At 55.5% G+C, this 15,227-nt stretch carries 11 protein-coding genes and 1 other annotated feature; of the genes, 3 read left to right on the top strand and 8 right to left on the bottom strand.

Annotated elements, in window-relative coordinates; genetic code table 11:
* Nucleotides 1-60: 60 nt before the first annotated feature.
* From RMR21_RS04990 to RMR21_RS05000, 3 genes are all read right to left on the bottom strand, one after another.
* Nucleotides 61-1,086 (bottom strand): adenylate/guanylate cyclase domain-containing protein, encoded by a 1,026-nt coding sequence (locus RMR21_RS04990; RefSeq protein WP_498669606.1) that lies wholly within the window; start codon nt 1,084-1,086, stop codon nt 61-63.
* 207 nt (nt 1,087-1,293) lie between these two features.
* On the bottom strand, nt 1,294-2,472 hold the full coding sequence (gene rnd / locus RMR21_RS04995) for a ribonuclease D (RefSeq protein ID WP_498669607.1): 1,179 nt from the start codon (nt 2,470-2,472) through the stop codon (nt 1,294-1,296).
* 117 nt (nt 2,473-2,589) lie between these two features.
* Nucleotides 2,590-3,837, bottom strand: a complete 1,248-nt coding sequence (locus RMR21_RS05000; protein ID WP_498669608.1) for an MFS transporter — start codon at nt 3,835-3,837, stop codon at nt 2,590-2,592.
* A 203-nt stretch (nt 3,838-4,040) separates the two neighbouring features.
* Between RMR21_RS05000 and aspS the strand changes: the two genes are divergently transcribed.
* A complete protein-coding gene (gene aspS, locus RMR21_RS05005) occupies nt 4,041-5,831 on the top strand; it encodes an aspartate--tRNA ligase (protein ID WP_498669609.1) in 1,791 nt (596 codons plus the stop codon).
* 152 nt (nt 5,832-5,983) lie between these two features.
* Nucleotides 5,984-6,039, top strand: a sequence feature (sul1 is cis-regulatory element that is thought to sense ions involved in sulfur or methionine metabolism; They are found in Alphaproteobacteria).
* An 88-nt stretch (nt 6,040-6,127) separates the two neighbouring features.
* Nucleotides 6,128-7,609: a SulP family inorganic anion transporter gene (locus tag RMR21_RS05010; RefSeq protein ID WP_498669610.1), complete on the top strand. Its 1,482-nt coding sequence runs from the start codon at nt 6,128-6,130 to the stop codon at nt 7,607-7,609.
* A gap of 72 nt (nt 7,610-7,681) precedes the next feature.
* Here RMR21_RS05010 and RMR21_RS05015 read toward each other — a convergent pair whose 3' ends face one another.
* Nucleotides 7,682-8,872 carry an aq_1923 C-terminal domain gene (locus RMR21_RS05015; protein ID WP_498669611.1) on the bottom strand — a complete coding sequence of 397 codons (1,191 nt, stop codon included), beginning with the start codon at nt 8,870-8,872 and terminating at the stop codon, nt 7,682-7,684.
* A gap of 226 nt (nt 8,873-9,098) precedes the next feature.
* Here RMR21_RS05015 and parC point away from each other — a divergent pair, with 226 nt between their 5' ends.
* Nucleotides 9,099-11,378: a DNA topoisomerase IV subunit A gene (gene parC / locus RMR21_RS05020; protein ID WP_498669612.1), complete on the top strand. Its 2,280-nt coding sequence runs from the start codon at nt 9,099-9,101 to the stop codon at nt 11,376-11,378.
* A gap of 217 nt (nt 11,379-11,595) precedes the next feature.
* Here parC and RMR21_RS05025 read toward each other — a convergent pair whose 3' ends face one another.
* The 4 genes from RMR21_RS05025 to RMR21_RS05040 all read right to left on the bottom strand — a co-directional run bounded on the left by RMR21_RS05025 (nt 11,596) and on the right by RMR21_RS05040 (nt 15,160).
* Nucleotides 11,596-12,063: a PRC-barrel domain-containing protein gene (locus tag RMR21_RS05025; RefSeq protein ID WP_498669613.1), complete on the bottom strand. Its 468-nt coding sequence runs from the start codon at nt 12,061-12,063 to the stop codon at nt 11,596-11,598.
* Between the two features lie 107 nt (nt 12,064-12,170).
* Nucleotides 12,171-13,550, bottom strand: a complete 1,380-nt coding sequence (locus RMR21_RS05030; protein WP_498669614.1) for an NUDIX hydrolase — start codon at nt 13,548-13,550, stop codon at nt 12,171-12,173.
* Complete coding sequence (locus tag RMR21_RS05035) at nt 13,547-14,068, bottom strand: hypothetical protein (RefSeq protein ID WP_498669615.1); 522 nt, start codon at nt 14,066-14,068, stop codon at nt 13,547-13,549. Before RMR21_RS05035 ends, RMR21_RS05030 begins: the two co-directional genes overlap by 4 nt.
* Nucleotides 14,069-14,206: 138 nt before the next feature.
* Nucleotides 14,207-15,160 carry an alpha/beta hydrolase gene (locus tag RMR21_RS05040; protein WP_498670077.1) on the bottom strand — a complete coding sequence of 318 codons (954 nt, stop codon included), beginning with the start codon at nt 15,158-15,160 and terminating at the stop codon, nt 14,207-14,209.
* Nucleotides 15,161-15,227 lie beyond the last annotated feature (67 nt).

Here is a 15,227-nt window from a genome sequence, read left to right on the forward strand (position 1 = left end):
TCATGACAGCTGGTTGATGCGTTGTTGAAGATTTGATGACGCTGATCGAAAACATAAGCGTTAGCTCATGACAGCCAGACGGCTAAGCGCGCAGACGCCCAATGTCTGCCCACGGCCCTTCACGGCATGCTCACCCAGATACTCGCTTTTCACACCTTTTGGCAAAAGCAGCTGATGCGCGAGATCGGATGATATGAGGACGGGATGCCCCAGCATCTTGCTCAACGACTCCAGCCGCGCCGTCGTGTTCACCGTGTCGCCGAAATAGGTAATCTTGTGGTGGTCGACACCGATTTCAGCGGTGATGACAGGCCCGCCATGAATGGCGAAACGCAGTTTCGGGACCGCCCCAAACCGCAACAGCCAATCGGCGCGGCCGTCTTCTATGGTTTTGAGAATATCGAAAACGCAGTTGATGCAGGCGGCACGCCGGATCGCCATGTGGTACGGCCAGGTGATGATGGCGGCATCGCCGATATAGTCATCGATGACGCCGCCGTGTCGTCTGACGGGGCCAGCGTAAACCGAGAACAATTCGCCGAGATACTCCTGCGCGCGCAAATCGCCGTGCATTTCGGCAAAGGACGTCGATCCCACGAGATCAACGAACAGGAAAACGCGTTCTTCGCTGACCGGACGGCGGTATCGTCCGAGAATGAGGTCGATAAAAATATCCCGACCCAGGAGTTCACGGACACGCATCACGAAAACGATAATGGCGCAGACGCACAGGATGAACAAAAGCGACTGCATTTCCGCATGGACGGCTTTTTGCCATGTCACCGGCAACACGCCGGTCGCCCACAAAATCGTGCCGCCGAAACCGAAGCCGCAGAACACCAAAACGGCATAGGCCGAAAACGCAGAGAGAATATAAGCGGGTGTCGGCAGCATGCTGATTCTGCGTGACAGGCCTGGCATGATATAGCCGCGCTCGAAGGCCAGAATTGGCGCGCAGGAGAACAAGGCGTAGGTCGCCCCGATCAATGCGCCACCGCCATATTCTAAAAATGCATATGCCACACCGCTTCCGGCCACCGCCAGAAACAGCATCACATAGTCCAGCATCGCTAGAAGTTTTCTCATGAAGGCTCTTTGCTTGGACGTTACGGCTGGTCTGCGACTATATCGGGCCGGGCATCTCATTCCCGACGGTTGCGACCATATTGTGGAAACTGAAGGTCAAAAAGTGATGTTTTGGTAAGGTAGCGTGTATGGGTGAAAGCTGTGACCGAGTTGCATCGGTTACACGTCGCGATCAGCCATGAAGATCAATATTGTTGTTGTGGAGGTTCAGTCGGCAGCTTTGGCACATGAGCCCTGTTGCGGCAGTTCCAATGCTTCGACCTTCTTGCCTGCAAAGCGAAGCGCCACTTCGCCGCGAATCAGTTTCAACGCCGGTTCGCCGAACAAATCACGACGCCAGCCAGAAAGAGCCGGTACCGACGCCTCTTCACCTTCCGATGCGATCTTGTCGAGGTCTTCGCTGTTGGCGATGACTTTGGCCGCAACGCCGTGCTTGTCGGCCGTCAGCTTCAGCAAAACCTTGAGGAGTTCAACAGCGGCCACCGAACCTTCCGGCGAATGGCTTTGACGAGGCGGGTGCGGCATGTCGCCTTTCGGCAAAGCAAGCGCTGCATTGACCGTATCGATGATGGCAGCGCCGGAGGACGAACGCTCCCAACCCTTTGGAACGGTGCGCAGCCGTGACAAGGCCTCCGTGTCCTTGGGCTGCTGCTGCGCGATTTCGAAGATGGCATCGTCTTTCAACACGCGCGAGCGCGGCACGTTGCGCGACCGCGCCTCGCGCTCACGCCAGGCGGCGATGAATTTCAGAATTGCGAGCTCGGTCGGCTTGCGAAGCCGCGATTTCAACCGCAGCCAGGCATCGTCGGGATGCATGTCATAGGTTTCCACCGATTCGAGCACGTCCATTTCTTCCTTCAGCCAGGAAGAGCGGCCTTCACGGTCCAGTTGCGCTTGCAGTGCCAGATAGACGTCACGCAGGTGGGTGACATCGGCCAGCGCATAATCCAGCTGCTTTTCCGTCAGCGGACGGCGGCTCCAGTCGGTGAAGCGCGACGATTTGTCGATCTGCACGTTCTTGATGCGCTGGACAAGCTGATCATAGGAAATGGAATCACCGAAGCCGCAGACCATCGCCGCGACCTGTGTATCGAAGATCGGGTGCGGGATGAGACCGCCGAGATGATGGATGATTTCGATGTCCTGGCGGGCGGCATGGAAAACCTTGATGACACTGGTATCTGCCATCAGTTCGAACAGCGGCGTCAGATCGAGATCTTTCGCGAGAGGATCGACCAGCACTTCGAGCGTCGTGCTGGCCATTTGGACGAGACAAAGCTGAGGCCAGAAAGTCGTTTCGCGGAGAAATTCCGTATCGATGGTGATGAAATCGGATTTCGCCAGTTCCTTGCAGGCTTCGGCGAGTGCTGTTGTCGTCTCAATCATTATCTTTTTGCCGCTCATGGAAAGTATCAAACTTACTTTCCCTTTGAAGCGCCCGTGTCAATACAGGCACGGCTCTTCTTGGCTCTCTGTCACATCTTTATCGGGTGGAGAAGACGGCTATCCGTCTTTTTTGTCCCGTTCCGAAGCAGGTGGGGCGGCAAGCCTGGTAAAATAGGCAGACGTGCGCAAGAGCGAGCGGAAGCGCCAGTCGCGTTCCTCCACGGGCACTGCCGCCCGCACGGTTAGGCGGTAAAGGGTGTAGATCATGAAAACGACCTGGATGGCTGCCGTATAGGCAAACAGCGCCTTGGGGCCGAAAAGATCGATGAGAAGCGAAGCGAGGAGCGGGCCAACCGTTGCCCCCATCGACCAGAAGAACAAAAGCCCGGCCGACATCATCGCGTGCTCGCCCTCCTTGGCATGGTCGTTGCCGTGCGCCGAGCTGAGCGAATAAAGCGGCAGCGCGAAAGCGCCGAAGACAAAGACGCCGATGACGTTTCTGAACTCGTCAGTTCCAGCAAAGAAAGACAGAAACAGGCCCGTCACGACGGAGCAGGCGGTGGTCGCGACGATGACGATGCGCCGGTCGTACCGGTCGGAATAGGCACCCAGCGGATATTGCAACACCACGCCGCCGATGATGCCAGCACTCATGAAGGTGGCAATCGAGGTCACAGACATACCGATCTGTTCGGCATAGATCGGGCCGATGTTGCGGAAGGCCGACATGCTCAGGCCGACGGCAATACAGCCTATGACCGCGAGTGGCGAAATGCGCCAGACGGCAAAGAGATCGAACGGCACCTGTTTGGGAGGGGCCGGGTTCGATTTGTCGGCAAGCGAAATGGGGACCAGCGAAAGCGTCAGGGCCATGGCGATCAACGAGAAGATCGCAGGTCCCTCTATGCCGACAGCCGGAATCACGTATTGCGCCAGCGTCACCGAACCGAGATCAACGAAACGGTAGATAGACAGCGTTTTCGCACGGTTGGAATTCGTGACCTGTGCATTGATCCAGCTTTCGATGGTGGCGAACAGACACGCCACCGCAATGCCGATGACGAAGCGCATCGCAAACCAGAAAAACGGATCCGTAATCAGGATCATCGTGATGGAGGCTGCGGACGCGACGGCGGCCATGGTGGAAAAGGCCCTGATGTGGCCGATCTTTCGCAACAGGCGCGTGACGTTGACGCAGCCTACGGCAAACCCCAGGCTATAACCGGCGCTGATGAGGCCGATGGTGCTGGCCGAAAAACCTTCCGACGATCCACGAAGTGCGATGAATGTGCCTTGCAAGCCATTTCCGCCGATCAGAATACCCGCCGTCAGCAGCAGTGGAATGAGGGGTCTTATTTGGCTCATGCGGCATACATCGCGTGTCTGGAGGGCTTTGGAAGCTGAGACTATCGATAACCGATTCTCGCTGAACGAATACGCTTAAACGCGGCGCTATTCGGGACATTATTGCGCTTCGCCTTGACAAATCGGGTCTGTCATGCGCTTTTCCGCCCGATTTAGAATACGCGATCCACTTGGCGATCGCCGCTATGTTTCAGGATAACAAAATGCATCGTTACCGCAGCCACACCTGTGCCGCTCTCCGCAAGTCCGACGTTGGCGCGACTGTCCGCCTCTCTGGCTGGGTTCACCGTGTGCGAGATCACGGCGGCGTTCTCTTCATCGACCTTCGTGACCATTACGGCATCACGCAGGTGGTCGCAGACCCTGATAGCCCCGCGTTCAAATCTGCGGAAGTCGTTCGTGGCGAATGGGTCATCCGCATCGACGGTCTGGTCAAGGCCCGTTCGGACGAGACCACAAATAAGACCATGGCAACGGGCGAAATCGAGCTTTACGCGCAGGAAATCGAAGTGCTGGCCGCGTCCAAGGAACTGCCGCTGCCGGTATTCGGCGAGCCTGACTATCCTGAAGATGTGCGCCTGAAGTACCGCTTCCTCGACCTGCGCCGCGATACCCTGCACAAGAACATCGTCAAGCGCACGCAGATCATCTCCGATATGCGCCGCCGCATGGGCGATATTGGTTTTGCAGAATATTCCACGCCGATTCTGACGGCGTCTTCACCAGAAGGCGCACGCGACTTCCTCGTGCCGAGCCGCATCCACGAAGGCAAGTTCTTCGCGCTGCCGCAGGCGCCGCAGCAGTACAAGCAGCTTCTCATGGTGGCCGGTTTCGACCGTTACTTCCAGATCGCACCTTGCTTCCGTGATGAAGACCCACGTGCGGACCGTCTGCCGGGCGAATTCTACCAGCTCGACCTGGAAATGAGCTTCGTCACGCAGGAAGACGTCTGGGAAACCATGGAGCCGGTCATTCGCGGCGTGTTCGAGCAGTTTGCCGAAGGCAAGCCAGTTACGCAGACGTTCCGCCGCATCGCCTATGACGACGCGCTCCGCACTTACGGCTCCGACAAGCCGGACCTGCGTAACCCGATCGAAATGCAGGCCGTCACAGACCATTTCGCCGGTTCCGGCTTCAAGGTCTTCGCGGGCATGATCGCATCCAACCCGAAGGTTGAAGTCTGGGGAATTCCAGCCAAGACCGGCGGCAGCAGAGCATTCTGCGACCGCATGAACGCATGGGCGCAGGGACAGGGCCAGCCCGGCCTCGGTTATATCTTCTGGAAGGAAGAAGACGGCAAGGTCGTCGGCTCCGGCCCGCTGGCCAAGAACATCGGCGAAGAGCGCACCGAAGCGCTGCGCGTTCAGCTGGGTCTTGAAGCAGGCGATGCGTCCTTCTTCGTCGCTGGTGATCCTGCCAAGTTCTACAAGTTCGCAGGCGAAGCCCGCACCCGCGCCGGTGAGGAGCTGAACCTCGTTGACCGCGACCGTTTCGAGCTGTGCTGGATCGTCGATTTCCCGTTCTTCGAATACAACGAAGAAGAAAAAAAGATCGATTTCGCCCACAACCCGTTCTCCATGCCGCAGGGCGGAATGGATGCGCTTGAGAATCAGGACCCGCTGACCATCAAGGCCTACCAGTACGACATGGTCTGCAACGGTTACGAGATCGCCTCCGGCTCCATTCGTAACCAGTCGCCTGAACTGATGGTCAAGGCATTCGAGAAGGTGGGCTTGAGCCAGCAGGACGTGGAAGACCGCTTCGGTGGCCTCTACCGTGCCTTCCAGTACGGCGCGCCTCCGCATGGCGGCATGGCAGCCGGTGTGGACCGCGTCGTCATGTTGCTGACCGGCACGAAGAACCTGCGTGAAATCACGCTGTTCCCGATGAACCAGCAGGCGCAGGATCTTCTGATGAACGCACCAGCGCCAGCATCGCCAACGCAACTTCGCGAACTGGCGCTACGCGTGGTGCCTACGCCGAAGAAGGATTGAGAACGTCGCCTTGAGCGATTGTGCTCTCTCGAGACTCATACAGAAAAGGGCGGTGGCTTCGGCTGCCGCCCTTTGCTTTTGTGCCGATCCTGCCGTCTTGGGCATTCTGCCTTGCGACAGGAGCATTATATCTTTATAGAGAACGCATTCACCACGGACCCGGTGTAAACCCGGGTGGCTCTTCTGGCCGCCGATCCGCCAGACAACGCAAAGCACCGTTTCGTCTTTTCGTTTAGCTGCATAGGCTGTTCAACAGATATGCCGGGCCGGTGCGCATAGATTTGCGAAAAATCCCCATGAACAGATTTCAAACTTACAAACGTGAGTGGTTTTCGAACATCCGCGGAGACGTTCTCTCCGGTATCGTCGTGGCGCTCGCTCTCATTCCCGAAGCCATCGGCTTTTCCGTCATCGCAGGTGTCGATCCCAAGGTCGGACTGTTTGCCTCCTTTGCCATCGCCTGCGTCTCGGCGTTTACGGGCGGCAGGCCGGGTATGATCTCAGCGGCAACGGCTGCAACGGCCGTTCTGATGGTCACGCTCGTCAAGGAACATGGCCTGCAATATCTCTTTGCAGCCACCATCCTGATGGGCGTGCTGCAGATTTTGGCCGGTATCGTGAAGCTTGGCCGTGTCATGCGGTTTGTGTCGCGGTCCGTCATGACGGGTTTCGTCAACGCTCTGGCCATCCTCATCTTCATGGCGCAATTGCCGGAGCTGATCGGTGTGCCCGTCGCGACCTATGTCATGATCGCTGCCGGACTTGGTATCATCTACCTGTTCCCGCTGCTGACTCGCGCCATTCCATCTCCATTGGTTGCAATTGCAGTTCTGACGATTGCGTCCATGTATTTCGGCATGGATATCCGCCTTGTCGGCGATCTTGGCGAATTGCCGTCCACGCTGCCAATCTTCGCGTTGCCGCAGTTGCCGCTGACGTGGGAAACGCTACAGATCATCTTTCCTTATTCCGTTGCGCTTGCTGCCGTCGGTCTGCTGGAATCGCTTCTGACGGCGCAGATCGTTGATGACATGACGGATACGCCCAGCAACAAGAGCCAGGAGTGCATCGGGCAGGGCGCTGGCAACATCGCGTCGGCATTGATTGGCGGCATGGGCGGTTGCGCCATGATCGGTCAATCGGTCATCAACGTTTCGTCCGGTGGGCGAGGGCGGCTTTCCACCTTCGTCGCGGGTTCGTTCCTGCTGTTCCTCATTCTGGTGCTGGATGATGTGGTTCGCATCATTCCCATGGCAGCATTGGTCGCGGTGATGATCATGGTATCCATTGGCACGTTTTCATGGCGCTCGATCCTCGATCTTCGCCGCAACCCGCCGTCGTCTAGCATCGTCATGCTGGTCACGGTCGGCACCGTGCTTGCGACGCATGATCTGGCGCAGGGTGTTCTGGCGGGTGTGTTGCTGTCGGGCGTTTTCTTTGCCGGCAAAGTCGCAAAACTGTTCCATGTTCGCAGCGCGACAGGTGTGGATGACAACGAGCGTGTCTATCGTGTCGATGGTCAGATTTTCTTTGCCTCGACGGAGAGCTTCGTCGCAGCCTTCGATTTTGCCGAGCCGGTGGAGCGGGTGGTCATAGATGTGACCCAGGCGCATCTGTGGGATATTTCCGCCGTTGGCGCACTTGACAAGGTCGTTCTGAAATTCCGCAAGGCGGGCAAACAGGTTGAGGTCATCGGTGCCAATGACGCAAGCGCCCACATGATCGACCGCTTCGCTCTGCACGACAAGCCGGATGCGGCACCACAGGCGCTGCATTAACAACAATACCTCGATTGAAAAAAAGAAAGCCCCGGAGCGATCCGGGGCTTTCGTCGTTCTGAAAGGGTGAGACTATTCGTTGGCCGAAACCGTAACGCCCAACACCTGCGGAATGGTGTTCGGTGCACCCATGGCCGCACCCATGATCATGGGGAAAGGCACGGGCTTTGCCGGTGCTGCCGAGATGGTGAAGTTCTTCGGGTCGTCGATATAGGTGTTGACGGCTGCTGAAACTGCGTTCTGCAGCTCAGGCACGTTGAGCTGTGCCATCATGATCGGAACCATGCCCTTGATGGTCTGCGCCAACTGCTCGCCGGACATGCCCTGCTCACCGGCCGCATAATCGATGGCGCGCTTGGTGATGCTGGCATCTTCAAAGCTGATTTCGGCGCTATTGAAGCTCAACTGCTGCATGAGGCCGAGCATCGCGAGACCGGCCGCCTGGTCGGCCTGTTCCTTGTTCGGGTTGGCCGCCTGCGCCTTGACGGCATCCTGCATCGACTTGATGAAGTTCAGCGTGTAGCCGGAGAAGCTGAAGGCCATATTGAGGCGACCGACATCTTTCAGATCGAGGGCATATTCATCAATCGTCAGCGTACCTGGTGCGATTTCCCAGGAGCCGCTCATGTTCATTTCGCCACTCAGCGACTGAACCTTCAGCTTGTCGATGGCTTCCTTCGACTTCGGGTCTTGAACGTTGCTGAGATCGGCTTTGAAGCCGGTTGCGTTCAGATCGAAGCTGATGGTGTTGTCGTCTTCGCTCTTGGTCATCGTCGTCGTTGTTTCTTCGAGAGCGAAGGTTTCCTTGCCATCGATCTTGACGGACACCGGACCACTGTGGGCCTCATCGTACAGCAACATCGAATCCACCTTGCCGGTGGTTGCGTCTGCCGGCACGACAATGCCGGACACGTAGATGTCGCTGACATCGATCGCGACATTTTCCTGAGCGTACTTGACGTTGTCGAAGCTCATCTTCTCGATCGTGTAGCCACCATTGGCTTCCTCGACACCCTCAAGCTTGACGTTGCCGAGGGGAATGACCTGTTCCTTGGCTGTTGTTGCGTTGAAGGTCACGCCGCTCATCGTGACGGTCGACCCATCGACGGCAATCGACTTCGCACCGATTTCAGCGCCCTGGACGCGATAGGAATCGTTGATCTTCTTGAGCACGTCTGCACCATCGAGTGCAAAAGCGGGTGATGCGAACGCGACGGCCGCAACGCCTGCGAGCAGAAAATGCCGTGTGGATTGAAGTCTCATTATGTCTCTTCCCTGATGGATAGTGGACGTTGGCTTATCGAAAACTGGAATCATGCATTTATATCCGAGGCATAGCGACGGTCTACTGCATTCGTACTTTGCAACGAATGGCCGAATTGCGGCATAAAAACAAGATTAACAAAAAATATACGCTTGGCACCCGTCATCCACAGCGGAAGAGCGGTGATTCCTTGCTGGGAATCACCCTTTCCGCTAGTCAAGCGCTATGGGAAAAAATCTTCTTCCTCCGTCCGGCGGAGACGACAACAATATTGTGCCGATCGATCTGAAGGCGGCGTTGGAAGAGCGCTATCTGGCCTATGCGCTATCGACCATCATGCACCGTGCGCTGCCGGACGTTCGTGATGGTTTGAAGCCGGTGCACCGCCGCATCATTCACGCCATGAGCGAGATGGGGATTCGCCCGAACTCCGCGTTCAAGAAATGCGCCCGTATCGTTGGTGACGTCATCGGTAAGTTCCACCCGCATGGCGACCAGTCGGTCTATGATGCGCTGGTGCGCCTCGCTCAGGATTTCTCCCAGCGCTATCCCATCGTGGACGGGCAGGGCAACTTCGGCAACATCGATGGCGATGGCGCTGCCGCGTATCGTTACACCGAAGCGCGCATGACCGATGTCGCCGCGCTTTTGCTGGAAGGCATCGAGCAGGACGCCGTCGATTTTCGCCCGACCTATAATGAAGAAGATAACGAGCCGGTCGTCATGCCTGGCGCGTTTCCCAACCTTCTGGCCAACGGCTCTTCCGGCATTGCCGTGGGCATGGCGACCTCCATTCCGCCGCACAACGCCCATGAGCTGTGCGATGCCGCGCTGCGCCTGATCAAGAACCCCGAGGCGAGCGTCGAGGATCTGATGTTTGATCCCGCCCACCCCGAAAAGGGCGGTATCGAAGGGCCTGACCTGCCGACAGGCGGCATCATCATCGAGAGCCGCGAAAGCATTATCGATGCCTACAAGACCGGTCGTGGCGGCTTCCGCGTGCGGGCCAAGTGGGAAATCGAGGATCTGGGCCGTGGCGGCTATCAGATCGTCATCACCGAAATTCCCTATCAGGTTCAGAAATCACGGCTGATCGAGAAGATTGCCGAGCTTCTGCTGGCGCGCCGCCTGCCGCTGCTGGAAGACGTGCGTGACGAATCCGCCGAAGACGTGCGCGTCGTGCTGGTACCGAAGAACCGCACCGTCGACGCCACGCTGCTGATGGAATCGCTGTTCCGCCTGTCCGATCTGGAAAACCGCATTCCGCTCAACATGAACGTTCTGTCCATGGGCCGGGTGCCCAAGGTCATGGCGCTGAACGATGTGCTGAAGGAATGGCTGGACCACCGCCGCGACGTGCTGCTGCGCCGTTCGCGTTTCCGTCTGGCCGCTATCGACCGTCGTCTTGAAATTCTTGGCGGTTTCCTCATCGCCTATCTCAACATCGATGAGATCATCGCCATCATCCGCGAGGAGGACGAGCCGAAGCCGGTGATGGTTGCGCGCTTCAAGCTGACCGATATTCAGGCCGAAGCCATTCTCAACATGCGCCTGCGCTCCTTGCGCAAGCTGGAAGAATTCGAAATCCGCACGGAATTCGAAGGCCTGAGCAGCGAGAAGGCCGAGATCGAGTCGCTGCTGGCGTCGCCGGACAAGCAGTGGAAGACGGTGGCCTGGGAAGTCGAAGAGGTCAAAAAGAAATACGCCAAGGTGACCAAGCTGGGCGCACGTCGCACCCTGTTTGCCATGGCGCCGACGGCCGATATGGATGCCATCCAGCAGTCGATGATCGAGAAAGAACCCGTCACCATCGTCATCTCGCAAAAGGGTTGGATCAGGGCGCTGAAGGGCCACATGACCGACACGTCTGCTTTGACCTTCAAGGAAGGCGACGGCCCGAAGCTGGCCTTCCCGGCGCAGACCACCGACAAGCTGCTGCTGGTGACGACAGGTGGCAAGGCCTACACGCTGGGTGCCGACAAGCTGCCGGGCGGGCGCGGCCATGGAGAGCCGGTGCGGATCATGGTGGATATGGAAAACGATCAGGATATTCTGAGCGCCTTCGTCCACGACCCATCACGCAAACTGTTGCTGGCCTCCACTGCTGGCAACGGCTTCGTGATCGCGGAAACGGAAATGGTCGCCAACACCCGCAAGGGCAAGCAGATCATGAATGTTGCCATGCCCGACGAGATGAAGCTGCTGGTACCTGTGACGGGCGATCACGTCGCCGTCGTCGGCGAAAACCGCAAGATGCTGACCTTCCCGCTGTCGCAAGTGCCTGAGATGTCACGCGGCAAGGGCGTGCGCCTGCAACGCTACAAGGACGGCGGCATTTCGGACATCAAGTGCTTTGCGCTGGCCACCGGCCTGACATGGGAAGACAGCGCCGGGCGCTCCTTCTCCAAGGTGGGTGACGAGCTGCTGGAATGGATGGCCGACCGCGCCACCGCTGGCCGCAGCGTGCCCAAGGGTTTTCCGCGTAGCGGCAAGTTCGGCGGGTAAGGGCAGGGACGCCGTATCTCGCGACGGCAACCGCCTCTCGACGTCATCCTCGGCCTTGTGCCGAGGATCCAACCCCATCACCACGAGCAGAACGGGGCAGATACCCTCTGCCGGTGCAGCCCCACCAACACCCGCAAAAAAGCCCACCGACTGATGGAGCAATCCAACAATCGGTGGGCTTGAAGACCGGCGGGATAAACCCGCCTATCTCACGGGATTAGTCGTCCATCTTGTCGTAGTCGAGCTTTGGAGCAGCTTCGAGCGCTTCCTTGGTCGTGTCGACATAGGCCTTCCATGTGCCGTTGTCGTTGTTGATGGCGACGGATGCCGGATCGAGAACCACATAGCTCTTGTCGATGCCGAGGAAGCCACCAACGCTGGCAACCAGACCGATGACAGACTTGCCATCGCCGATCACGACGTCTTCGATCTCACCGATGTTCTCGTTCTTTGCGTTGTAGATATCCAGACCATCCAGCTGCGAAGCTGTGAGGTCGGTCTTCTGCACGTTGACGAACTTCAAAGGGCCGTTGGCCTTGGTGCCCATGGTAATCCCAGGACCCGAAAGCATAGCATCTGCACCAGCAGCAGGTGCGGCAGATGGAGCCGTCGTTGCTGTCTGTGCGAAGGCAACAGAAGACGTCAGGGCTGCAACGGCAGCCAGTGCGAAGATCTTGTTTTTCATGATGTTTCTTCCCTTTGTATGCTGAACATGGTGTTCGGGGAAAGAACGGGTGGGGGTGGATTTGGTTCCGAAAGCGACCAGACGATTAACTCGCTAGTTTGACGCAATTACTTAAACAAACTGGGTTGAGACGGAAAACGCTCATTATAATTCACGTTCGTGATTTTCTTCACGATGTTTTCGGTCCATGAATCAATTTTCGAGTTCACCAAGTCATATGCCGAAACGATGTCACCAGTTCCAGTTCTTCCCTTTTTCTCGTAACGCGCAAATTCTTCACCATCGACACTCAATTTGATTCTAGACAATGAGAGTTCAATTACGAATACGATGGCAAGGTGATGTTCTGATTTAGTCCCGTCACGAACCCATAGGCACTTCGGATTGGAGCCGGAAGGGTCGAGGTCTATTCCAATTTCCTCTTTGACTTCTCGATAAACGCATTGTTTGAGCACATCCAATTTGCTGCTCATCCCCATTAGGTTTGAATCCTCTTCGCGAATATGCCCTCCAAAATAACAGAGAGTTTTGCCTTTTTCAGGCGAAGAGCTGGAAGTGGCTTTTTGTGCTTTAGTTCCGACTAAGAAATCGTCCTTGCCTTTCTCTTTTATTACGGCTATCGGAATTAGTTGTAGTAGTTCGTCATTATTTTCGACTTTACTTCGGTCATCAAAACTCAATGTATTGTCTATTAAATCGCTTATCTCGGTATAGTCAAATATCGTAGGAAGATTTTTAATATCATTTTTTCTAATGAAGCCTATTTTTTCTTCGGCGATATTTTTCAGAAGGCTAAGTGTAGCCTTGGTGACATTGTAACTTACCTCATTTTGGTCTTGTTTGTCGGTATTGTGCTCATTAATCTCACGAAAATGACTTTTGTATTTTTTAGCGGTCAATTTTATAGATGAAAGATATGACGTGAGGACTTCTTTTCTCATAATGCTTCCCTCTTTTCTAGTGAGGAGATTTTTATACTCTCTCTCGCTTGATGTTTCAGGAGAAGATTCAAAAACTAGGACTAAATCGATAGTCATTCTAAAGCGCGTGGAAGTGAAAAAATTGGTAAATCGCTCGTAGTCATCATTTCTGAGTAGTTTTTCCTCACGCTGCCATTCAAACCAGCAGAGAGCGTCAAAAAATCCTCTATCTAGGATGATAACATCTAATTTTTTTGCCGAGTTTGCCAATGTCTCTGACAATTGGTTGAGTGCAGCACAAGCTGTCCACACGTTAAAGATAGGATCAAATTTATTTGGGATGGGACAGATACTTGCGCGCTCTGTCAGTATTTTTGTCCGAAAATTGTTTCGCCTTAAGAAAATGTCAAGGGAGCTTATGCACGAAGATTTTCCAGCCTTAGGAGAGCCGGCGAATTCAATTACTATTGGCCTCCTCGGGCGTGACCGGCGCTTGATTTCAAGCACCGTCGATGCGAGTTTTTCCAGCTCAATTATTTTCTTCTCAATTTCTGCCGCTTGGGTCATCTTGCATGCTCACTTTTGGTAATACTATCAACGTTTTTCTCTTGAAACTGCTCAATAAGGCGTCCAACGGAGAAGCCAGAGAAAAAGCCTATCAATGTCACAATGTAGATAAAATTGCCCTTTTCTGACGGGTTTTCTACTGCAACATTTATAGACGCTTTCCAAATGCAATAACTTACAAGAGCCAATATCACTCCAAATGCCGGGCGCAGAATGAAAAAAGCGATCGTTCCCACTCTACTTGCGGTCATCTTATTGTCTTGTATAATATTATAGTCGTTATTTATCGATGCTTTGTATAGCTTTCGACTATAATAAATTGTAGATCCGCATGTTGCAGATGACGCCAGTGCCAACATGTTATCTAACATACTCAGCTCGGTGACGTTGTGTGAGGAAATAATTTGGTAAAATATCGATAATGAAGCCGATATCATCAATAGAAAATAGTATATAAATATCGCTGTTATGTCGATCGTATTCAATGTCATCAAGGACAAATCGTGTTTGTCTTCCATTGCGTTCCCTTTTAAATTTCCCCTCGCATTTCTATAGTATTTAAGTGCTTATTAAATTTCTACAACTTTTGATCATAGCTCTAAATTAGTTCATTTATACGGTGAATTGTGGAGCCAATTGTCTCTTTGATCCCAAATTCAACGCCTGCTTTTCCACTCCCACTCCCCATCCACAAACTTCAGCGCATCGATAATCGACACCTTCCACACATCCCAGACATGATCCCCATCCGTGATCCGCAGTTCGGATTTGCGGTTGTCGGCTTGCAGGGTTTCGTGGAGGGCGATGGCTCCGCGCCATAGGGAGAAGCCGTCATCGTCGCCGACGGTGAGGTAGGTGGCGGGGAGGTCCTGTTTTTTGACGACATGCTGGGCGACGGTCGTGAAGATGTTCTGCTCGTTGAAGCGTCGGGCGTCGAAGGGTGTGCCGAAGGAGCCGGAGAAGTGATCGCCGGTGGAGGGAAGCACGATGCCGCTGGTGATGGTGGTGCGGTCGAGGCGGTGGAAGAAGGCGCTGTCCTGGATGAGCTTCAGTTCGGCGGGCGACTTGTCGAGATCGGTGGCGGGGACGTTCTGCCAAATCGCGCCCGAGAGGCTGGCGACGGCGGCATAAAGGTCTTCATGCGCATAGGCCAGATGCAGCGCGCCGAAGCCGCCCATGGACAAGCCGATGATGGCGCGTCCCTGTCTGTCCTTGCGCACGGGCAGCGTTTTTTCCATATGCACCCGCAGATCGCCGGTCAGCGTCGTCTCGTAATTGCCGGGGCCTCCGACATCGGCGGAATCGACATACCAGCTGTTTTTCACGCCCGGCATGACGACGACCACGGGGCGGATCATGCCTGACGCAATCATGCCATCCAGCGTTTTCTGGATGTTGCCGAGATCGCGCCAGCTGTTCTGGTCGCCATCATGGCCATGCAGCAGGTAGATGACCGGCCAGCCATTCTCAGGCGGGTCGCCATCCGGGCGGTAGATGTTGACGGGTAGGTCAGCGTTCAACGCTTTGCTGTGAAAGGTGGCATCGGCGAGCGTACCGGCGATGCTGGTGGAGGCTGCCGATACGACGGCAATTATGGACAATGCCAACATGACAGCGCGCATTCTCACCTCTCACCTTCCTGTTATGTCGCAGCTATCCCAAAATCCGTTCTTGATT

The sequence above is a fragment of the Agrobacterium sp. rho-8.1 genome (assembly GCF_033957725.1).
In the GTDB taxonomy this organism is placed as follows: Bacteria; Pseudomonadota; Alphaproteobacteria; order Rhizobiales; family Rhizobiaceae; genus Agrobacterium.